This window comes from Paenibacillus sp. B2(2019) (assembly GCF_008370385.1).
Classification (GTDB): Bacteria; Bacillota; Bacilli; order Paenibacillales; family Paenibacillaceae; genus Paenibacillus_AQ.
Genome location: NZ_VTZR01000015.1, coordinates 130,591 through 151,833 on the forward strand (window position 1 = coordinate 130,591; position 21,243 = coordinate 151,833).

Annotated in this window: 17 protein-coding genes; 13 read left to right on the plus strand and 4 right to left on the minus strand. The window is 40.6% G+C overall.

The annotated features are described in order from the left end of the window. The first annotated feature begins 97 nt into the window (after nt 1-97). The 6 genes from PAENI_RS13815 (at nt 98) to PAENI_RS13840 (ending at nt 9,048) form a co-directional block, all read left to right on the plus strand. Nucleotides 98-1,024: an aminoglycoside phosphotransferase family protein gene (locus tag PAENI_RS13815; RefSeq protein ID WP_149645667.1), complete on the plus strand. Its 927-nt coding sequence runs from the start codon at nt 98-100 to the stop codon at nt 1,022-1,024. A gap of 247 nt (nt 1,025-1,271) precedes the next feature. Continuing rightward, nucleotides 1,272-3,923 carry an endo-beta-N-acetylglucosaminidase gene (locus tag PAENI_RS13820; protein ID WP_149645668.1) on the plus strand — a complete coding sequence of 884 codons (2,652 nt, stop codon included), beginning with the start codon at nt 1,272-1,274 and terminating at the stop codon, nt 3,921-3,923. Nucleotides 3,924-4,154: 231 nt separating this feature from the next. Then, nucleotides 4,155-6,767 (plus strand): phosphoenolpyruvate synthase, encoded by a 2,613-nt coding sequence (ppsA, locus tag PAENI_RS13825; protein ID WP_149645669.1) that lies wholly within the window; start codon nt 4,155-4,157, stop codon nt 6,765-6,767. Between the two features lie 231 nt (nt 6,768-6,998). Beyond that, the gene (locus PAENI_RS13830; RefSeq protein WP_042188380.1) at nt 6,999-7,376 is read left to right on the plus strand and encodes a VOC family protein; all 378 of its coding nucleotides are present in this window, start codon (nt 6,999-7,001) and stop codon (nt 7,374-7,376) included. Between the two features lie 164 nt (nt 7,377-7,540). Further along, complete coding sequence (locus PAENI_RS13835) at nt 7,541-8,227, plus strand: FadR/GntR family transcriptional regulator (protein WP_149645670.1); 687 nt, start codon at nt 7,541-7,543, stop codon at nt 8,225-8,227. A gap of 38 nt (nt 8,228-8,265) precedes the next feature. Beyond that, complete coding sequence (locus PAENI_RS13840; RefSeq protein ID WP_149645671.1) at nt 8,266-9,048, plus strand: ABC transporter ATP-binding protein; 783 nt, start codon at nt 8,266-8,268, stop codon at nt 9,046-9,048. Between the two features lie 53 nt (nt 9,049-9,101). On the opposite strand, the gene PAENI_RS13845 is transcribed toward PAENI_RS13840, so the two are convergent. Further along, nucleotides 9,102-9,980 (minus strand): AraC family transcriptional regulator, encoded by an 879-nt coding sequence (locus PAENI_RS13845; protein WP_149645672.1) that lies wholly within the window; start codon nt 9,978-9,980, stop codon nt 9,102-9,104. A 210-nt stretch (nt 9,981-10,190) separates the two neighbouring features. On the opposite strand from PAENI_RS13845, the gene PAENI_RS13850 reads away from it, so the two are divergent. Then, complete coding sequence (locus PAENI_RS13850) at nt 10,191-12,851, plus strand: alpha-L-rhamnosidase (protein ID WP_149645673.1); 2,661 nt, start codon at nt 10,191-10,193, stop codon at nt 12,849-12,851. Here PAENI_RS13850 and PAENI_RS13855 read toward each other — a convergent pair. Then, on the minus strand, nt 12,832-13,389 hold the full coding sequence (locus PAENI_RS13855; RefSeq protein ID WP_149645674.1) for a TetR/AcrR family transcriptional regulator: 558 nt from the start codon (nt 13,387-13,389) through the stop codon (nt 12,832-12,834). The two genes, PAENI_RS13850 and PAENI_RS13855, sit on opposite strands and share 20 nt — an antisense overlap. Nucleotides 13,390-13,561: 172 nt before the next feature. Between PAENI_RS13855 and PAENI_RS13860 the strand changes: the two genes are divergently transcribed. The 3 genes from PAENI_RS13860 to PAENI_RS13870 all read left to right on the plus strand — a co-directional run bounded on the left by PAENI_RS13860 (nt 13,562) and on the right by PAENI_RS13870 (nt 16,655). Continuing rightward, entirely contained in the window at nt 13,562-15,076 is a 1,515-nt protein-coding gene (locus PAENI_RS13860) for an NAD-dependent epimerase/dehydratase family protein (protein WP_149645675.1), read from the plus strand. A gap of 178 nt (nt 15,077-15,254) precedes the next feature. After that, the gene (locus tag PAENI_RS13865; protein WP_149645676.1) at nt 15,255-16,103 is read left to right on the plus strand and encodes a sialate O-acetylesterase; all 849 of its coding nucleotides are present in this window, start codon (nt 15,255-15,257) and stop codon (nt 16,101-16,103) included. 30 nt (nt 16,104-16,133) lie between these two features. Then, nucleotides 16,134-16,655, plus strand: coding sequence for a PadR family transcriptional regulator (locus PAENI_RS13870; RefSeq protein ID WP_149645677.1), 522 nt, complete (start codon nt 16,134-16,136; stop codon nt 16,653-16,655). A 27-nt stretch (nt 16,656-16,682) separates the two neighbouring features. On the opposite strand, the gene PAENI_RS33185 is transcribed toward PAENI_RS13870, so the two are convergent. Together PAENI_RS33185 and PAENI_RS13875 are read right to left on the minus strand one after the other, a co-directional pair. Beyond that, a complete protein-coding gene (locus PAENI_RS33185; RefSeq protein ID WP_076299791.1) occupies nt 16,683-17,003 on the minus strand; it encodes a YfjL-like protein in 321 nt (106 codons plus the stop codon). Nucleotides 17,004-17,092: 89 nt separating this feature from the next. After that, on the minus strand, nt 17,093-17,383 hold the full coding sequence (locus tag PAENI_RS13875; protein WP_223178947.1) for a hypothetical protein: 291 nt from the start codon (nt 17,381-17,383) through the stop codon (nt 17,093-17,095). A gap of 531 nt (nt 17,384-17,914) precedes the next feature. Between PAENI_RS13875 and PAENI_RS13880 the strand changes: the two genes are divergently transcribed. The 3 genes from PAENI_RS13880 to PAENI_RS13890 all read left to right on the plus strand — a co-directional run bounded on the left by PAENI_RS13880 (nt 17,915) and on the right by PAENI_RS13890 (nt 21,127). Then, the gene (locus PAENI_RS13880; protein ID WP_149645679.1) at nt 17,915-18,577 is read left to right on the plus strand and encodes a MarR family winged helix-turn-helix transcriptional regulator; all 663 of its coding nucleotides are present in this window, start codon (nt 17,915-17,917) and stop codon (nt 18,575-18,577) included. A gap of 242 nt (nt 18,578-18,819) precedes the next feature. Further along, nucleotides 18,820-20,172, plus strand: coding sequence for an MATE family efflux transporter (locus PAENI_RS13885; RefSeq protein ID WP_149645680.1), 1,353 nt, complete (start codon nt 18,820-18,822; stop codon nt 20,170-20,172). A gap of 76 nt (nt 20,173-20,248) precedes the next feature. Further along, nucleotides 20,249-21,127 carry a LysR family transcriptional regulator gene (locus PAENI_RS13890; protein ID WP_149645681.1) on the plus strand — a complete coding sequence of 293 codons (879 nt, stop codon included), beginning with the start codon at nt 20,249-20,251 and terminating at the stop codon, nt 21,125-21,127. Nucleotides 21,128-21,243 lie beyond the last annotated feature (116 nt).

Genomic DNA, 21,243 nt, shown 5'->3' on the forward strand with positions numbered 1-21,243 from the left:
TAAATTGATCGTATTTGAAACGAAAGGTTAAGAAAATTTCGAAGTAGTCCTCAAAGGATACAGATCCGAGACTATTCGATTTATAGGAGTTGAAGCAATGGTGACGTATGAGAAACCGAGATTGGCCATAAGTGAAATTGAAAAACTATTAGAAAATCATCTTGGGCCTGGTTCGACTGAGATTAAACCGCTTTCTGGTGGCAACATAAGTAATGTGTTTTCATTCAACCACGAAGGGAAGGGGTATGTTGTGAAATTCAGTGATCTGGAAGGAGCATATGAAACGGAACACTATGTATCCCATTTGCTCTCAGGTCAAAACATCCCATTCCCCAAATGTTTGGCGTTAGGGAGAATTAACCAGTTAACCTATTTAATTATGGAACGAATGGAAGGACGGAATCTCTCCGATTTCACAGCAGAGGAACAAACTCATCAGTTGCCTGAGATTATTGATATTTTGAAAAAAATGGCTGAAGCAGATATTGGGTCAACTAACGGCTATGGGTGGATCGCTGCTGACGGCAACGGATCCTATGTATCTTGGAAAGACTTCGTCGTTGCCGTAAATGCGGAGGATCAAAGGGGAACATTCTGGGAGAACTGGCATGATCTCTTCCGTACTTCTTGCTTGGAGAGAGATGTATATGAAGAAATATACGATCGGTTGATGGACTACGTACCTTATAATGAATCGTACAGAAGCTTTATACACGGAGATTTTCAACAGTGGAATATTTTGTCCGATGGAACACGAATTACCGGCATCATCGATGGGAATTGCATGTACGGTGATTCTCTCGTAGACCTTGCGATTCTCGATCGGCATATGCCGTGGAGTGATGTCATTAAGACATATCAAATCAATCAAGAGAAAACCAGCATAAAGATACCTTATTTTAAAGAGCGACTAATGGGAGCTTATTATTTCAAGGGGCTCGACGGACTACGCTTCTATGCTAAAATGGGATGGAACGATGCTTATCAGAACACACGGCAATTTCTTTTAAACCTGAATGCTTAACGTCAGGATACATAACTTGAAATCCCAAACAAGTCCAGTATTGATTCTAAATGACATAAAAAGATTGAGAGCCCCCATTTGTTTAAATGAGGGCTCTTTTATTTATGGAGTGCTGTCTGATACTAGCTTCAGGCTTTCAATCTGTAATATTTGCACCTGGACTTGTCATTAATCCACTATCTAGAGCTTTGTCCAACTTGATAAAATGTAAGCGCAATCATAAAATAATCGATTGGAGGAGTACGGCATGAAAAAGATTGGTGCAGGTTTTATATTCTTATTTGTGATGTGCGTAGCATTATCCACTACTGCGTTCGCTAAACAGCCTTATTCATCCTACTGGTTTCCAGAGCAATTGCTTCAGTGGAGTCCTGCATCCGACCCGGATGCGATATTCAACCGAAGTACAATTCCGTTGCAAGACCGCTTTGTGACAGATGGAGTCAATGCTCATGCGACAAAAGCGCCAAAAGTTATGGCTTTATCAGCACTGAACTCGGGAACAAGTGGTGTGCCATCACAGGGATCAGACAAATTTGGAGCTAATACGTTTACTTATTGGCAATATGTTGACAAGCTGGTCTATTGGGGCGGATCTGCCGGTGAAGGAATTATCGTACCACCAAGCGCTGATACGATCGACGCAGCACATAAAAACGGCGTACCGATCGTCGGAACGGTGTTCTTCCCGCCAACTGTTTATGGAGGGAAATTTGAATGGGTGAAGCAAATGCTTCAGCAGAACAGCGACGGTTCCTTTCCTGCCGCAGATAAGCTGATCCAGGTTGCGAAGTATTACGGATTTGACGGTTGGTTTATTAACCAGGAGACTGAGGGTGGAACACCAGCTGATGCCCAGAAAATGAAAGCTTTCCTAAGTTATCTAGAATCGCACAAATCTGCATCAATGCAAATCGTATGGTACGACTCCATGACCAAGGAGGGCAGTATCAGTTGGCAAAATGCGCTAAATGACAAGAATGCAATGTTCCTGCAAGACAATAATAAGAAAATAACAGACAATATGTTCCTGAACTTCTGGTGGAAAAATCTTAAAAGCTCGGCAGAGAAGGCCAAAAGTTTAGATAGAAGTCCGTATGACCTGTATGCAGGGATAGATGTTGAAGCCAAGGGCTACGATACGAATGTGAACTGGAATCTGCTGTTTCCGGATGGTCAACCTGCCGTCACTTCCCTTGGTATCTACCGTCCAGACTGGGCTTTCAACAGCGCAGAAAGCATGGAGGATTTCTTCGTACGCGAGAACAAATTCTGGGTGGGGCCAAACGGGAATCCGGGTAACACCGTGAGCGATCAGGCTTGGAAAGGAATTGCGAACAATGTGGTAGAATCATCCCCTGTAAATAAGCTACCTTTCATCACCAACTTCAATACAGGAAGCGGGCAGAAATATTATGTCCGAGGGCAGCAGGTACGAGATAAGGGATGGAATAACCGGAGTCTGCAGGATATCCTGCCAACATGGCGCTGGATCGCAGACAGCAAAGGAACTTCACTTACTCCAGAGCTCGATTGGTCTGATGCGTATTACGGCGGCAGTTCGCTGAAGGTTTCAGGTGATCTGAGCCATAACAATGCAACGCATCTGAAGCTCTACAAGACAGACCTTAAAATCGAAGCAAGCACAAAGCTATCGGTTACTTATAAAACGCTGAACAAGCCTAGCTTGAAGGTAGGTCTTGCTTTTGCAGACCAACCAGACCAATTTATCTTTCTTAACGTGAAGGATAAGACAGCACCAGGCTGGACTACCGAAACTTTGAATTTGACCCCATACAAAGGGAAACGAATCGTAGCAGTATCACTATATTTTGATACCAAAGATACGATTAGTAATTATAGTATTCAAATTGGCCAGCTCTCCATCCAAAATGCCAACGACCCGGTTAAAACGCTACCAGCGGTTCGTGAACTGAAGGTTTCTCATTCTGATTTCCGCGATGGAATTTATGGAGATGCTAGATTGGAGTGGAAACCACTTGACCAGCAGGTGAAGCAATACGAAATCTATCGAGTACTGCCAGATGGCAGTGAGGTATTATTGGGCGCAACGCCAAATCATGTGTTTTACGTTCCTGAGATGAGAAGAATAGACAAAGAAACGCTCACAGCATTAAAGGTCGTTGCAATCAATGGGAGATACGAGCAAGGTCAGGCCTCCAGCGTGAAGATCAGCTGGCCAGCTTATCCGAAGCCGATTGCAGAGTTCAAGGCAGATCGGACCTTGGTAGCTCCAGGTGAGAGCGTAAACTTCACCGACCTGTCGACCGAAGTGACAGAAGAATGGTCATGGAGCTTCGAAAGCGGTAGCCCAGCTGTCAGCACATCGAAAAACCCGGTTGTAACGTTCAATCAGGAGGGCATATATAACGTATCACTAACTGCAACCAACAGTTCGGGCCAAGACACAATTATGAAAAAGGCGCTCATTACAGTGAGTAAGGAAGCTGGTGCGGTGAAGAATTTAGCACTTGGAAAACCTGCAACAGCCGATCATGCATGCGGAGACAAGGAAGGCGCGCCAAACGCAGTTGACGGTAAAGTGACGGATAATAGCAAATGGTGTGCACTTGGAAATCTGCCTCATTGGCTACAAATCGATCTAGGAGCCGAGCATCAAATCAGCACTTTTATCATCAAGCATGCTCAGAGTGGAGGAGAATGGTCCGGGTTTAATACAAGCGATTATACCATTCAGGTGAGTAACGACGGAACGAACTGGACGGATGTTGTAAACGTGCAAGGAAACTCGGCAGCTGAGTCGACAGACGCGATTGCTTTGGTGAAAGCTCGCTATGTAAAATTAATAACTCTTAAGCCCACACAAGGAGCCGATACAGCAGCACGAATTTATGAGTTTGAAGTCTATGGGTTGTAGTTCGGTTCGAACCATGGTTTTTGAATAACAAAAAATAGCGGGAAACACAAAAAAGAACCTGAATAGCTTTCAGGTTCTTTTATATTGCATATAAAAAGACACGATGATATAATCGGATCACGACTACAAAAAATATAAAGGCATAGATAATGCATCTTATATTTATAAGATACCATGCAGCTAAACTCTTGTCAAATTTTTTCTCATTTTAATGGTTAGGAGAGATATTGTATGCGTTCATTGGTTCTAGGTTTTCAGGAAATAGAAACCACACAGCTTTTGCTCGTGGGCGGAAAAGGGTTGAATTTAGGGCGATTATCAACTATCGAAGGAATAAAAGTACCAGAAGGATTTTGTGTTACAACAGTGGGCTACCAAAAAGCCATCGAAAAGAACGAAAAGTATCATATTTTATTGGATCAACTATCCATATTAAACGTAGACGATCGAGAGCAAATTGGTGAAATCAGTAAGAAGCTTCGACAACTCCTTATGGAAGTAGAAATTCCTTCCGATGTTGTGACAGCAGTTACTCACTATCTCTCCCAACTTGGTGAAGAACAGGCTTATGCAGTACGCTCTAGTGCAACTGCTGAAGATTTACCACATGCCTCTTTTGCCGGTCAACAGGACACCTATTTAAATATCATCGGAAGAGAAGCAATCATGCAGCATATAAGCAAATGTTGGGTATCTCTATTTACGGATCGCGCGGTAATCTACCGCATGCAAAATGGATTTAACCACAGACAGGTATATTTATCTGTTATCGTGCAAAAGATGGTTTTCCCTCAGGCTTCAGGGATTTTATTCACAGCGGATCCGATGACTTCTAATCGAAAGCTGCTATCTATTAATGCCAGTTTTGGGCTCGGCGAAGCTCTGGTCTCTGGCTTGGTATCTGCCGATTGTTATAAAGTACAGGAAGAGGAAATCGTCGATATGATGATAGCAACCAAAAAATTGGCTATCTATGGATTAAAAGAAGGTGGAACAGAGACCCTGAAAATCGATCTCGATCAGCAAAAGACTCAAACCCTTTCCGAACAACAAATTTTACAACTGGCACGCATAGGTAGAGAGATTGAAGCTTATTTTGGTTGTCCACAAGATATCGAATGGTGTTTGGATCATGATACTTTTTATATTGTTCAGAGTCGGCCAATCACTACTTTATACCCGATCCCTGAAGTAAATGATCAAGAAAATCACGTTTACGTATCTGTCGGTCATCAACAAATGATGACGGATCCCATGAAACCACTAGGATTGTCTTTTTACCTGTTAATCACTCCTGCACCCATGCGTAAGGCCGGTGGAAGGTTGTTTGTTGATGTTACACATATGCTGGCTTCACCTGTCAGCAGAGAAAATTTCATAAATACCCTTGGGAAATCCGATCCGCTCATAAAAGACGCATTTATGACCCTAATAGAACGAGAATATATAAAATCGTTACCAGATGATAGAAAAGAACGGAGTCCCGTTAATAGCAGTAAAGATAGTTCGTCAGAAGGTTTTCAAGCATTAATCGAAAATGATCCGGCAATCGTTTCTGATTTGATTAAGAACAGTCAAACGTCGATAGAAGAATTAAGACAAAACATCCGAACGAAATCAGGAGCAGATCTATTTGATTTTATTCTTGAAGATCTTCAGGAATTAAAGAAGTTCTTATCTGACCCACAAAGTACAAAGGTTTTTATGACTGCTATGAACGCTTCGTCATGGATTAATGAAAAAATGTACGAGTGGTTAGGTGAAAAAAACGCAGCAGATACGCTTTCTCAATCTGTACCAAACAACATTACCTCGGAAATGGGTCTGGCGCTTTTGGATGTTGCAGATGTGATTCGTCCTTACCCGGAAATAGTTGATTATTTACAACATGTAAAAGATGATAATTTTTTGAATGAACTGGTTAAGTTTGATGGTGGACAGGCAACTCAAGACGCAATCTATGCTTATCTCAACAAATTCGGAATGCGATGTGCCGGTGAAATCGATATTTCGAGAACTCGTTGGAGTGAAAAGCCGATTACACTTGTCCCCATGATTCTCAGTAATATCAAAAACTTTGAGCCTAATGCTGGCAATCGGAAATTTGAGCAAGGCCGACAGGAGGCTTTAGAAAAAGAACAAGAGTTATTAGATCGATTGAAGCAATTACCGGACGGAGAACTAAAAGCTGAAGAGACAAAACGAGTAATCAGTTTTATCCGGAATTATATCGGTTACCGTGAATATCCAAAATACGGAATGATTAACCGCTACTTCATTTATAAGCAGGCTTTACTGAAAGAAGCCGAACAACTCGTAAAAGCTAGCGTTATTCATGAAAAAGAAGATATATTCTATCTCACTTTTGAAGAACTTCACGAAGTCGTACGCACAAATAAACTGGATGATCAGATCATCAGTATACGAAAAGACGATTACAATTTTTTTGAAAAACTTACTCCGCCACGTGTAATCACATCTGATGGTGAAATTATTACAGGTGAATACAAACGAGAAAATCTGCCAGACAAAGCGATTATAGGTCTCCCTGTTTCTACTGGAGTAATAGAGGGGCGAGCTCGTGTCATCTTAAACATGGAAGAGGCAGATCTGGAAGATGGCGATATATTAGTCACCGCCTTTACTGACCCTGGCTGGACATCATTGTTTGTATCTATTAAAGGCCTGGTCACCGAAGTTGGCGGACTGATGACCCATGGAGCCGTTATCGCTCGTGAATATGGCTTGCCAGCAGTTGTCGGAGTGGAAAATGCCACCAAGCTGATAAAAGACGGGCAACGAATTCGTGTGAATGGAATAGAAGGTTATATTGAAATATTGTAGAGGTATTTAAAAATAAAAATAATTATTGATGTTCTCTTTCGCTGATCTGAAATTCGGTTTAATGTAGGAAAAGAAAGTAAATAATATGGGGATATGGACAACCTCCGGAAACAAAGCCAACTTATATTTGCAAAAGGGGAGTTCGAATTAGTATTCCTTGACGTGAATATTCGTCATGAGGTATATTGAAAAAGCAATAAATTATCCCGACCAAGAAGGAGAGTATAACTTATGATTAATAAAATTGGACAAATTATGTTATATGTAAATAACCAAGAGGAATCCAAAAAATTCTGGACAGAAAAGCTAGGATTTGAGGTGATTTTAGACGAAACAAATGGCCCTATGAGATTTATCGAGCTTGCTCCGAAAGGTGCAGCGACTAGCATTGTTCTTCATAATAAAGAGTTAGTTGCCCAAATGAATCCTGAAATGAATCTCGGAACACCTTCTTTAATGTTCTTTTCGGATAATTTTGATCAATTGAATCGAGAGTTGAAGGACAAAAATGTTACGGTTGGAGATATTGTAGAAATTCCCGGTGGAAGAGTATTCAATTTCGCAGACGGTGAAAATAACTACTTTGCTGTAATGGAAAAAGGACAATAAAATTGAATGAACATGCAATAAGGCTATAGTTAAATAAATTACGTCAGCAGCTAATCAAAATGATTAGCTGCTTTTTCATTCCCATAATGACCGTTATAAACTTCAATATCTTACTTGTTAAGTAAAGAATATCATGTTATTCTGCAAAAAGAGGAGATGATCAGATGTTTGAAAAGGGGTCGTTCCAACCCGTTCAAGCCACTAAGTTAGTGGACGATGTTGTTAATCAAATACAACAAAAAATTTCAACAGGAACAATCCTGCCAGGAGACAAATTACCTCCAGAACCTGAATTAATGCAATTATTTAATGTAGGGCGATCAACGATAAGAGAAGCAGTCCGTGTGTTAGTTCATGCTGGTCTATTGGAGAAAAAGCAGGGTTTTGGAACTTACTTAAAATCCAGTCCTATTATTCAAGAACCACTTACCCATCGTTTACTTCGTGCAGAATTGATTGAGGTCTTTGAAGCTCGAAAAATGATTGAATTAGAAATCGCAAGATTAGCAGCTCTACGGCATGATGACACTGACTTATTCAACATGCGAAAACATTTGGATACAAGAGATATGGCTCTAAAGCAGAATGATCGTGAACTGTATGCCAAATCGGATATAGAATTCCACATGGCTGTAGCGATGGCAAGTAAAAACGCTGTAATCATTGACTTATATAGAACGTTTACTCATATTTTGTCAGATGCAATGAGTAAATTAAACCGTAATTATAGTTCCCATGATCCTCAATCCGATTACCATGAACAAGTGTATGAATCTATTAAAAATGGGGATTCAGATCAAGCAGTACAATCGACGCTCAAAATTTTAAATGGAACACTTTCTGAGCTTTAAGTTCAATATAGACATTCATGTAGAGGAGGAATTTGGGCATGATTATATCACTCAAAAATGTATCATGGCAACGTGATACAACAATGATCTTACGCGATATGAATTGGGAAGTGAAACAAGGGCAACACTGGTGTATCGTCGGACTAAACGGTTCAGGCAAGACGACGATGCTGAACGTAGTAAACGGCTATATATGGCCGACGACTGGGCAAGTCGAAGTGCTAGACCACCGCTTTGGCGATGTGGATCTTAGAGAGTTACGGAAGCGAATCGGTTGGGTCAGCACCTCGCTGCAACAGAAGCTATACGGCCACCAGACTGCGCTGACCATCGTCCTCAGCGGGAAATTCGCAACTATCGGTTTATACGACAAGACGAATGAAGAGGATCAAAAGCAAGCCGAGGAGCTGATGGAATTTCTAGACTGCTCTTCCTTAGCCGCTCGTACATACGATACCTTGTCGCAAGGTCAGCGTCAGAAAGTCCTCATTGCACGCGCACTTATGGCCAATCCAGATCTATTGATCCTTGATGAGCCTTGCACAGGACTCGATATTTTTGCCCGAGAACAGCTGTTGCAAATGATTGAGAAGATTACGAAGCAACCCAACGGACCAACTTTGCTGTATGTAACGCATCATATCGAGGAGATAACACCATGCTTTACACATACTTTGCTGGTGAAGAACGGAGAAATCTACAAAGGGGATGAGACAGAAAACTGCTTGCAGTCGGATGTGTTGAGCGATTTCTTTGATACCCCCGTTGAAGTTCAGGAGCATCACAATCGCAAGTGGCTTACACTTGCTGGTGATAAGTAGGATAAGCTGCCTAGCAATTGCTAGGCAGCTTTTGTTATCTTGAATGTTAGAAGCTAGTGCTCACTTCGAATAGAATTACTATATTGTCGGGGACTCATTCCTATCTTTTTTTTAAATATTTGGTGAAAAAATTTGAGGTCAGCATATCCAACTGCAGCGGCAATTTCGCTTACACCTCTATGACCTCCTGAAAGCATACGACATGCAGCATCCATTCGAATACTTTGCGTATAATCTGTAAAGCTCATTCCAGTCTGATGCTGAAAAAGGCGACTGAATTGCCGTTCGCTAAGGTTCGCTTTACTGGCAAGATCGCTAAGTTTAAGCCCATTGGCATAGTTGTAATTTATAAATGCAATCGCATCATCCACTGCCATCCATTGCGGCTTATCCCCTGATGGCGCAACAATCTGCAACCGGTGTCTAAACAAGCCTGTTAATATTTGTACGACAAGAGCATCGAGGACAGCTAGATATCCTGGCGGTTTTGCCGAGAATTCACGAAACAGTTCACGAAACATTATATGGTATGCGCCATTGACATCTTTCATAGAGAACCATAGCAATTGCATGTCTGTGAAAAATTCACAAATATCTGTAGCGTGAGGAAAGGTAGCCTGAAGTTCTGATAAATACTCTACTGGAAATAAACAGTTATAAACGATGAGCGGGCGGTCTTTCATCGGCGTCTTAGGTCGAAATACATGACTGCGCCCAATGGGGATAAAAAATAACGTACCGTGCTCGACAGGAACAGCCTCATCGTCAATGTAGTGAACGCCTGCTCCTTCACTGATATAAGTAATTTCGATAAACTCATGGGAATGCGCATTCAATTCGAACGTTTCGTAAGCCCTGTTCACATAAATTGGCACACCAGGCTCGAAAAAGCTATCTCCAGACATGACAAAAGTGCTGCGTCTAATACTCATAATCGTGGCCCCTTTCAAATTGCTAAGGCTAGACATATCGTACGAAACTAATGAATGAATGTCTAGATCCACCTATAAAAATGTCTGAAATACCCCCAATTCTAAATTCTCTCAACTCATACAATAGAAATAGCTGCCGGATCAAAGATCTATGAATACAGTTCAAAGTGTTCCGGCAGGTTACTGGATGAATATAGGAGGTTGATACAAATGTCCAATTTTGAAGTTACAAATCTTAAAGTGAACTATAGAAAGAATCCGTTGGGGATTGATGATTTACATCCGCGGCTTAGTTGGTGGATCAGAACAGAAATACGGGGATTTATCCAATCAGCCTATCAAGTTCAAGTCGCGAATGATCACAAATTCTTTTCAAAAATCATATGGGATTCTGAAAAGGTAGAGTCGGATAGCAATGTGCATATTGAATACGAAGGTCCCGCCTTACAATCCCGCACTCGGTATTACTTTAGGGTTCGAGCTTGGGACGATCATGGGATAGTTTCAGAATGGAGTGAACCTGTGTTCTGGGAAACGGCATTGTTATCGGTAGATGAGTGGCAGGCAAAATGGATAGCAGCATCTCCGAGTCATCAAGAGAATGGGGCTGATCCTTGCGACTATATTCGTACGGAATTTTCAATCCCTGATAATGTTGTATCAGCGCGTGTGTATGCAACGTCTCTTGGGATGTACCGCTTATATATAAACGGTAAACCAGCAGATAACACGTTATTTAACCCTGGCTGGACCAGTTATAATAAACGGCTTCAATATCAGACCTATGACGTGACTTCTTTGATTGCTGCTGGCAATAACGCTCTTGGTTGCATGGTGGGAAACGGGTGGTATAAAGGATATTTAGCTTGGGAAGGAAAGAAAGACATCTTTGGTGAGGATCGTGCTGTGCTTATCCAGCTACACGTCACATTATCTGATGGTTCTGAACAAATCATTGTATCGGATGACAACTGGCGTACTTCTACAGGTCCACTCTTGATGTCAGAATTGTATCATGGCGAAACGTATGATGCGAGGCTCGAGGTAGAAGGTTGGTCTTCTCCCGGTTTTGAGGATGTAAAGTGGCAAAAGACTATTCTCAAGGACCGTCCAGAGACTTCATTGGTTGCTCAGGAAAACGAACCGACCAGGGTTATAGAAACCATCAAGCCTATCGCAGTCATTACTACACCCAAAGGCGAACACGTGCTGGATATGGGACAAAATATGGTTGGATGGGTAAGATTTACGGTTCATGCTGAAGCTGGAACGATAATTACTTTAGAACATGCTGAGGTGTTGGACCGCGAGGGAAATTTCTACATCCGAAATTTACGCTCTGCAAAGCAGACTGTTACTTATATATGCCATGGCGGGGAGGCAGAAACTTTTGAGCCGTATTTATCCTTCCAAGGATTCCGTTATGTAAGAGTGACTGGCATACCGCTAGATCAATTATTGGAACAATTCATCGGCTGCGTCATCCATACGGACTTGGAGCAAACGGGAAACTTCAACTGTTCAGATGAACTCTTGAATCAGCTTCAGCACAACATTTTATGGGGACAAAAGGGGAATTTTCTAGATATCCCAACAGATTGCCCTCAACGAGACGAAAGATTGGGATGGACGGGGGATGCTCAAGTTTTTATTCGAACGTCTGCCTACAACATGAATGTCGTTCCGTTCTTTGAAAAGTGGTTAAAGGATTTGGCCGCGGATCAAGAAGAGGACGGAAGAGTTCCACATGTTATTCCCGATGTGCCAGCGGCAGGATACGGCTCTGCTGCTTGGGGAGACGCCGCGGTGATTTGTCCTTGGACGCTTTATCAATGTTATGGGGACATTCGTGTGCTGAAAACGCAATATCCAAGTATGAAAGCATGGGTCGAGTATATTCGGGCGCAAGGTGAAGACGAATATCTATGGAATACAGGTTTTCACTTCGGAGATTGGTTAGGTCTGGATGCCAAAGAAAACAGCTACGTCGGAGCAACACCAAAAGAGTTGATCGCTACCGCGTTCTATGCTTATTCAACGGAATTGCTAGCTAAGACAGCGGCTGTCATTGGAAAACCCGAAGATGCCTTAAAATATGAAGCATTGCATGAGAAGATTGTTCTGGCATTCCGTCAAGAGTTCGTAACTCCAAATGGTCGGGTGGCCTCACCGACACAAACTGCGTATACACTTGCCCTAATGTTTGACTTATTAGAGGAAAAGGATCGTCATCGGACGGTCAAGATGCTAGCTGACCACATCGAAGAAAATGGAGTGCACCTAACGACCGGCTTTGTGGGAACTCCCTATCTGTGTCTAGTTCTCTCTAGATTCGGTTATACGGATGTAGCCTACCAATTGGTACTGCAGAAAGAGTATCCTTCCTGGTTATATTCTGTAATCCAAGGGGCTACAACTATTTGGGAACATTGGGATGGGATAAAACAGGACGGTTCGTTCTGGAGCGATGATATGAACTCCTATAACCATTATGCTTACGGTGCTATTGGAGATTGGCTCTATCGCACTGCCGGTGGCATCGAACTATTAGAACCAGGCTACAAAAAAATACGGATCCAGCCGCAGATCGGGGAACATTTGACGTGGGTTGATGCTTCGCTTGAATCTGTCCATGGAATGATCAAGGTAACTTGGAAAAAACAGAACGAAGATTCAGTAGAAATGCAAGTACTGATTCCATCCAATACAACAGCTGAGATTATTATTCCAACGATGAATCAGGACAGTATTTTGGAGTCTGGGACACCAATAGAACAAGTCATAGGTCTATCCAGTGTGGAACAAATGTCAGTAGGCCTTAAACTACTAGTTGGATCTGGTGACTATTACTTCAAGTTTCCGATGACTTAAACGTTAATAAGGAATGATCCGCCAAAGAGAAAATAAGTTGAGCCAATTCATCGCTTGATATAATGAAATTTTCTAATATCCATTCCTGTATAATTGCTAAGCTTCCATTAACCAAATAAGCGTAAGTAAAACGCTTCATATTTTCGGGAACGTCAAGCTGAAGGAAAGTGTCAATATTCATCAGTACTTCCTTAAGCAAGCGTTTTGAAAACAACTCGTTTTCATTTGATTTGAGTAGCATGATGGCAAATAAATCATCATTCTTTTTGATGTAGTCTAAGAAGGTCAATATATAAGTGATGCCATTGTCATTAGCTTCGATTTTTTCTAGATATGCATTTGTGTTATCAATAATCTCCTGCTCAACATGTTCAAGCAGATCGTATGCATTTGCATAATGCAAATAAAAGGTAGAGCGATTGATGCCTGCTGAAGCGCATAATTCTTTTACGCTGATTTGGCTTATGTTTTTTTCTTTGAGCAGACGAATCAAGCTTTGCTTCAGCAGCAATTTGGTTAACCGTTCACGTTGATTCATTGTTGATTCACCCCCAATAAGAAATTTTTTTTAAACTAATCGACAGAATATCTTCGACTGTCTATATTACATCAGTTTGATAATCAACTGGTGGTTGTGAAATAGACACTGTGTCTGTATTCTGAAGGGAGACGAATGACTTGTCAATAATCTTATAATGCAGGTGAAGAATATGGTAAAGAAGAAACGAGTCATGATAACAGGTGCAGCGGGCAATATGGGTGGCGAAACATTGAAATTTCTTAGAAACGATTTAGCGAAATGCGAGCTGTTACTCTTTGATTTAGACAATTCAACCAGCCGCCAAAAGCTGAAAGAATATGAGAGACTAAGTGGCGTTAAAGTAGTCTATGGCGATTTACTAGACTGCGACCTTGTCTATGAATGTGTGAAAGATGCTGACATTGTGCTCCATATAGCAGCCTTTGTATCTCCTGCTGCAGATGAGTTTCCCGAACGAACGATGCAGATTAATTATGGTTCAGCGAAGAACATCGTCGATTCCATCAAGAAAAGTGGTCGTGCCCATGTAACGCGTTTCGTAAATATCGGTACAATTGCGGAAACGGGTGACCGTATGCCGCCGATCCATTGGGGACGTGTGGGCGACCCTCTCAAACCAAGTGTTTATGACTACTATGCCGTTTCGAAAATTGCCGCCGAGCGTATGGTAATTGAATCAGGTCTATGCTATTGGGTGAGCCTCCGCCAAACAGGTATTATGGGGCCAGCGATGAGCAAGATAGAAGACCCTATTATGTTCCATAACTGTCTAGAAAATGTGCTTGAATACGTATCAGATCGGGATTCAGGACGTTTAATGCGAAACCTCTGCATCTCGGATATAGACGGAGAACTAAATGAAGGATTTTGGCAACATATTTACAACATTGGCGGGGGCGAGAGCTGTCGAGTCAGCACGCTTGAGATGTATCAGGTGCTTTATGGTAAGTTAGGTTTAACAAATCTTGATTATGTGATAGATCCTAAATGGTATGCAACACGGAATTTTCACGGACAATATTATCTGGACTCTGATAAGCTGGAGGACTATTTTCACTTTCGCCGAGATTCAATAGATTATTTCTATCAAAGCTACCTCGATAATCTAGGCGCACTTGTGCCTGTTGCGAAAGTCATCACTAAATTGCCCGGAGGTCAAAAATTGATGGGTGCGATGATTAAGCGGACGATGAAAAAGCAAGCAGTAAAAGAGCGAGGAACGATACGTTTTATCGAGGAAAATGACATTGAGAAAATAGACGCTTATTGGGGCAGCAAGAACAACTGGGAGGCGATTCCTACAAAGGTGTCTGAAATGAAGAAATTTGCGGATTGGGATAAAGTCATCAAACTTGACCACGGGTATGATGAAAATAAGCCAACATCGCAATTAAATCTTGAAGATATCAAGGGTGCTGCGAAATTTCGTGGTGGTGAATGTCTTTCAACAGATATGGAAACGGGGAATTGGGCAGGCAAACTTGATTTCAAATGTGCGTTCGACCATACCTTTACGGCTAGCCCCAAGCTTATGCTAGAAGGTGGACATTTCTGCCCGCAGTGTGAACTCGAAAGCTGGAATTACAAAGAACGTGCGAAGCGTGAACCGTTCTTTGCTCAGGTTTGGAACCCTATTCAAAGTAAGGAAGACGGACGCGAGTATATGAAATCGTATCAGAATTAGATGGTATTACCTCACTTCAGAGATGTTAATACTTCATACAAAGGTTGATCTTTTTGAAGATCAGCTTTTTTTGATTTCATAAAGAGGGTGAGAATAAAAGCGTATTGGTTGACAATTAGTCTAATTAGACTAATAATATAAACAGTCTAATTAGACTATTGAAGAGAGGATGAGAATAATGATCAAATCATTTCTAATGATTGGACAGTCAAATATGGCTGGACGAGGATATATACATGAAGTACCCCCAATTTATAACGAGAGAATACAAATGCTACGTAATGGTAGATGGCAAATGATGGCTGAACCTATTAATTATGACCGTCCTGTTTCAGGAATAAGTCTGGCAGGATCATTTGCGGATGCATGGTGTCGTGAAAATGAAGAAGACATCATTGGCTTAATTCCTTGTGCTGAGGGTGGGAGCACCATTGATGAATGGGCCGTAGATGGGGCACTTTTTAAACATGCATTACAAGAAACTAAATTTGCTATGCAAAATAGTGAATTATCGGGGATTTTATGGCATCAAGGAGAAAGTGATAGTAGTAATGGCAGCTACAAAGTCTATTATCAGAAATTACTTTTAATGGTTACGGCGCTTAGAAAAGAGTTAGATGCTCCAAATATTCCATTTATAATTGGTGGTCTAGGGGATTTTTTAGGCAAAGAAGGATTTGGGAAACATTGCACTGAATACGAGTTGATGAATCAAGAGTTACAAAAATTTGCTTTTGAACAAGATGATTGTTACTTTGTTACAGCTTCAGGTTTAACTTCTAATCCGGATGGTATTCATATCGATGCAATATCTCAAAGAAAATTTGGGTTACGATATTTTGAAGCTTTTATTAATAAGCAACATGTACTTGAGCCGCTAATTAATGAACAGGAGTTGTTAAGTCTCCATAATGCAAGAACTCACACTAAAGCGGAAAAAATGTATATATTGAGTATGGATTTTGCTTTGGGAAAAATATCATTTGACGAATTTCAAGCCAAGTTCATACAAATCAACAATGATTAAACCTAGTAGCATTTTGACGGAGGCGTTGAGTTGATAATATTACTAATTTTAGGATTATTAAAACAAAATCCAGGGGCTCACGGTTATGAATTGTTATCCTTAATGGAAGAAAAACACTATAAATATATAGTGAATTTCACCAAAGGGTCCTTTTATTATAATCTTGGGCAATTAGTAGAGAAAAAGTATATTGTAAAAGTTGACCAAAGAGACAGCACCAGAGAGACACATAATTATAACATCACGGAATTAGGGGAAAAAGAGTTTGAAAAGTTGATGTTCAAATATGGGTCTAAGACAGACTATATAAACCTATCTTTTTATGTAGCAATGTTATTTTCAGTTGAATATAAAAAAGAAGAGCTAACTAAATTAATAGAAATACAAATCGAACAAACTAAACAGAAGATTTCTTTAATACAGCTATCTCTTGAGAACGATGAAAATATCACTGCTTATTTTAAAAAAATGTTAGAAAATTCACTTTCCCACCATATAGTAAATGTTCAATGGTTTGAAGGATTGCTTGAAGATATAAAAAAAGAAAACTGATCACAGCTCAACGATTATTCTGGTAACCTATTTGAACATACGTTTTTCTAGTTCATATAGATAAAGATCATGAATTTCTTTGTTTTCAATATCTTGACCTACAAAAAAAACTAAAGTTGGGTCACTCACGGGATATGCATAAGTAAGGTATGTTCGGTGCATAAAATCATAGTCCATCTTTTTTAACTTGAAGTCAATTTGATACTTATCTTCTAAATAGACTTCGAATTGTTTTTTATGGGCTATGGACTTCCATGGTAATCCGAAGAACAAAAAGTATATTCCTATAAGGAATATCAAAAAAATTATTAGAATGAGCGATTTTTTACTTAGAATGGGGTGTTTCATATATTAATAACCCTCCTTGTAAAATAAGACAAAAACGAGCCTCTAAAATCACTTTTAGGCTCTTTTTGCGTTTCGTGAATTGTATTTACTTATTTTAGAATCCTGCCCACTACTAGTATATATTTTAAATAGTCGCCATAATTACCTGCTGTAAACTCCGTTTTCTGCTGAAATACTTGATCTTTTGTGAGGGCTGGACGAGGACGTAGTTGTTCTGTTGTTGGGTTAAGATCAGCTTCCATTTGAAAGGTATTATTAAATATAACAATAACATGTAGATCTTCTTTACCTTTAGGCATAGAAATTCCACTAATATTTTTTGCGCTTAAATTGATATTTCCCTGTTGAAGCTTATTTTCACTTAGTTCACTAAGCGTCAAATTAAAAGTGGTTGGTAAAATTCCGTTCTGATTAGCAATTGGGGGACAATTAATCTTTGTTTGCTATCAATATAAGGTTGCTTTGGATAAGTGTAGAGAATATTGTACTCATTGATTTGCAATAGAACAGGGGAGTTTATTGTAGTAGACGCTGCAAAAGATTGATATGAAGGAGCAAATAATAGGGTGCTCGCTAAAGTAACAGCTAAACTGAGCTGTAATAATTTCAATCAAGACACCTCCAGATATTTTTAAAACAAACCCGAATAAGTGTTACTGTTATAAACACCAATTATAATATCGTGCAAGCGAACTTACAGTAAGTATATGATAAAAAATGTAATAAGGATGTAAGTAATTTTGTCCGCTACATACTACGAGTCATTAAAGGTTCTGGTAACAATCAACAGCATACTAACGGTACCTGTAAAAAACATTTTGACATATCTAACAGGTACCGTTATAATAAAAAACAACAGGTACCGTCACGAAGATTAACAGGTACCATACAAACTTTATGGAGGATCCAATATGGACATGAATACTGAATTATACGAAAAACTCGCGAAACTGCAATGGCTGCTGCAACGCCAACACTTAAAAACACACGCTGCTGTTGGCCCTATGGCCGACACATCCCGCGGGCAAGGCAGGATACTGGCATTTCTCCGGATGAAAGATGGTATCAGCACCAAAGATTTATCCTATATGCTGGACATCCGTGTATCATCCCTCAATGAATTGCTTGCAAAACTGGAGAAAGCCGAATATATCACCCGTAAGCCATCAGAAACAGACAAACGCATCATGTTGATTTACTTAACCCAAAAAGGACAAGAGGAAGAGGGGCAAGAGATAGACAGCGTCAACATATTTTCTAGCCTATCTTCAGAAGAGCAGGTTGCTTTCGGGGATTACTTAACCCGCGTAATTATGGCTTTAGAAGAAGAGCTTGGAACGGACGGAGAACGTGATGTAATGGCTATGTGGATGGAGGCTGCAAAGGAGCGTATGGGAACAGAGGAATTCGAAAAACTAATGGCCATGCGTGGACAAATGCAAAAAATGTGGGGGAATTCTAGGGACGAACGCTTTAGCGGGGAAGGGCATCGTGACATGCGCGGATTCGGCTGGCCTTCCAGAGATGGAAGGAATTCGTCACCAGACCAGTCACATGATCCGGACGATAAGTAAGCAAAGTCTTTTCGTCAAACAGTAGCAGTGGCGTGCCTTTCACAAAAGAAAGATGAACGGCAAAGGCGGCGCAATGACGTACTTTCTTGGAAACTGAAGAACAGTTAATTTCGCACACCAACCCCGTAAAGTCGATGTTACGGTACGGGGTTGTTTGTTGCTGCGTCATGGTTCATATTCAATAAATAGTTAGAATTCTAAGTAATTTGAATGCCAAATAGATGAAGAAAGTGGTGACCCACATGGATGCAGAAAACCTTCATTACTTTGAAAAAGCACCCATCTCAAAAGCCGTAGCTCACTTCGGTATACCGATGATGTTAGGCATGTCAATGAGTGTCATATATTCCATCTTGAATGCCTTTTTCCTTGGCACACTGGGCAATACGGCTATGTTAACCGCACTTGCACTAACCTTGCCGTTATTCGCGATCATTATGGCGCTAGGAAATTTGATTGGCATGGGCAGTGGTACATTCATCTCCCGCTTGCTAGGGGAGAAAAAATATGATGATGTAAAGCATGTATCTTCATTCGCTTTTTACAGCAGTTTAGTTATCGGTCTTATCGTGATGGCTGTTGGCCTCCCGTTGATTGATCCAATTGTTCATGGCCTGGGAGCGACGCCCGACTCCTTCGGATTTACAAAGGACTATGTAACGATTATGCTTATCGGCTCACCATTCGTTGTATTATGCTTCACATTGGAGAATATCGTGCGCTCGGAAGGTTCAGCAATCACATCGATGATTGGGATGATTCTAAGTGTTGTCGTGAATATTATTCTCGATGCGCTAGTTATCTTCGTCTTCCATTGGGACGTGATTGGCGTTGCTACTGCTACGGTCATCTCTAACTTGGTTGCGAGCGCATTCTACGCCTACCATTTGGGTTATAAAAGCCAATTCTTAACTGTCTCTTTAAAATGGTTCAAAGCTACCAAGGAAATACTGAGCAATGTATTCAAAATCGGAATTCCCGTCTTTATTATGAGTATCTTCTTGGGTGCAATGTCACTCGTATTGAACCATTTTCTTGTCGAATATGGAGATCAAGCCATAGCGGGGTTCGGAATTTCCTCACGTTTATTACAATTACCTGAGTGTATTCTGATGGGATTATGCGAAGGTGTCGTGCCGCTCATTGCCTTCTCTTTTACAGCAAATAAATTACGCATGAAGCATACTATTGGATTCACGATCAAAGCGATAATAGCTTTAGCTGTCGTGTTCGGCGTTATCGTCTATCTGATTTCCGACCACTTAATTGGCTTATTTACGAATGACCCGCAATTAATTGAAATGGGCAGCTACATTCTGCATGTGACATTCTTATCCTTGTTCATTACAGGAATGACTTCGTTGTTTACCGGGATCTTCCAAGCTACAGCGCAAGGAACTGCTGCATTTATAATGTCAATTATTCAAGGAGTTACTCTGATTCCTGTGTTGTATATAGCCAATCGAATGAATGGTTTCCATGGTGTGGTCTGGTCGCTCGTCATTTCGGATGCCGTTGCGTTCCTTGTTGGTGCCATCATGCTGTATGTTCTGCGCAACAAGATGCAGCCGGATTTAGATGCTTTAGCGCAGTAGAATACAGAGTCTTAAGTTGATATATTAAGTTCATCTTCTAATATAAATTTCACAGTATAAAGGTGGAGCCTAGAGTATGGTTGATTTTGAATGGTATAGAAGCTTTTGCACAATATATAAGTATCAATCGATTTCTGAAGCCGCAAAAACCCGCATGATGACGCAGCCAGCCATGAGTCAGCACTTAGCCGCCTTGGAGGCGGAGGTGGGAGAAACTTTATTTATTCGGTCGACTAGAAAAATCACCCCAACAGAGCGGGGAAAGGAGTTATACTCCCAGCTCGCTCCACTTATAGAATCATTAGAGAATACGACAATGAGCTTTAAATCGGCTTCTTTGCCTACGCTGAGTGTGATCAAGCTGGGAGCGGCGCATGAGTTTTTTAGTGAAAAAATACTGCCACAACTTACTGATTTTAATACTTGTACCATTTCGCACTTTGGAACCGCCGAGCAATTGCTAGAGCTCCTGAAGGAAGACAAGCTAGACATTCTCATTATGTCAAAAAGGTTCCAAACTCCCGGTATCGAGTATTTGAAATTAATGGATGAAGAGTTTGTTATAGTAGCTCCAAGCAATTATGAAATCCTTGAATTTGATAATCTGAAGCTTGAAGAACAATGGCTCTCTGAACAGAAATGGATCAGCTATGGCTTGGAATTGCCGATAATTAGAAGAATTTGGAGACAACATTTTAAGAAACGTCCTGAAATTAGACCTATTCATATCATTCCTAATTTACACATGATCCTGAAGGCAGTTGAGCAAGGGGTGGGCTTGAGTGTCATACCTACATACCTCTTGCGAAACTCGTTAAAAGAAGGCAAATCAAATGTTGTTTTTAAGCATTTAAAAGTAAAAAACGAGTTATATATCGCTTATCAGTTAAAGAATAAGCATTTGCCTCTGATTCATGAGATCATATCTGTCCTAAGGGAAAAGAAGATGGATTAGCTAGTATTATATATAAAATTATTTATCAATAAGTGGCTATTTCATAATTTGTTTTATTTATGTTCTAGAGCTTACAATAAAGAAGCAGCAAAATTAATAAATAGTTGAGACTGGCA

Coding starts and splice junctions, on each gene's coding strand:
- PAENI_RS13815 (WP_149645667.1), top strand. CDS start 98: ATGGTGACGTATGAGAAACCGAGATTGGCCATAAGTGAAATTGAAAAA.
- PAENI_RS13820 (WP_149645668.1), top strand. CDS start 1,272: ATGAAAAAGATTGGTGCAGGTTTTATATTCTTATTTGTGATGTGCGTA.
- ppsA (WP_149645669.1), top strand. CDS start 4,155: ATGCGTTCATTGGTTCTAGGTTTTCAGGAAATAGAAACCACACAGCTT.
- PAENI_RS13830 (WP_042188380.1), top strand. CDS start 6,999: ATGATTAATAAAATTGGACAAATTATGTTATATGTAAATAACCAAGAG.
- PAENI_RS13835 (WP_149645670.1), top strand. CDS start 7,541: ATGTTTGAAAAGGGGTCGTTCCAACCCGTTCAAGCCACTAAGTTAGTG.
- PAENI_RS13840 (WP_149645671.1), top strand. CDS start 8,266: ATGATTATATCACTCAAAAATGTATCATGGCAACGTGATACAACAATG.
- PAENI_RS13845 (WP_149645672.1), bottom strand. CDS start 9,980: ATGAGTATTAGACGCAGCACTTTTGTCATGTCTGGAGATAGCTTTTTC.
- PAENI_RS13850 (WP_149645673.1), top strand. CDS start 10,191: ATGTCCAATTTTGAAGTTACAAATCTTAAAGTGAACTATAGAAAGAAT.
- PAENI_RS13855 (WP_149645674.1), bottom strand. CDS start 13,389: ATGAATCAACGTGAACGGTTAACCAAATTGCTGCTGAAGCAAAGCTTG.
- PAENI_RS13860 (WP_149645675.1), top strand. CDS start 13,562: ATGGTAAAGAAGAAACGAGTCATGATAACAGGTGCAGCGGGCAATATG.
- PAENI_RS13865 (WP_149645676.1), top strand. CDS start 15,255: ATGATCAAATCATTTCTAATGATTGGACAGTCAAATATGGCTGGACGA.
- PAENI_RS33185 (WP_076299791.1), bottom strand. CDS start 17,003: ATGAAACACCCCATTCTAAGTAAAAAATCGCTCATTCTAATAATTTTT.
- PAENI_RS13880 (WP_149645679.1), top strand. CDS start 17,915: ATGGACATGAATACTGAATTATACGAAAAACTCGCGAAACTGCAATGG.
- PAENI_RS13885 (WP_149645680.1), top strand. CDS start 18,820: ATGGATGCAGAAAACCTTCATTACTTTGAAAAAGCACCCATCTCAAAA.
- PAENI_RS13890 (WP_149645681.1), top strand. CDS start 20,249: ATGGTTGATTTTGAATGGTATAGAAGCTTTTGCACAATATATAAGTAT.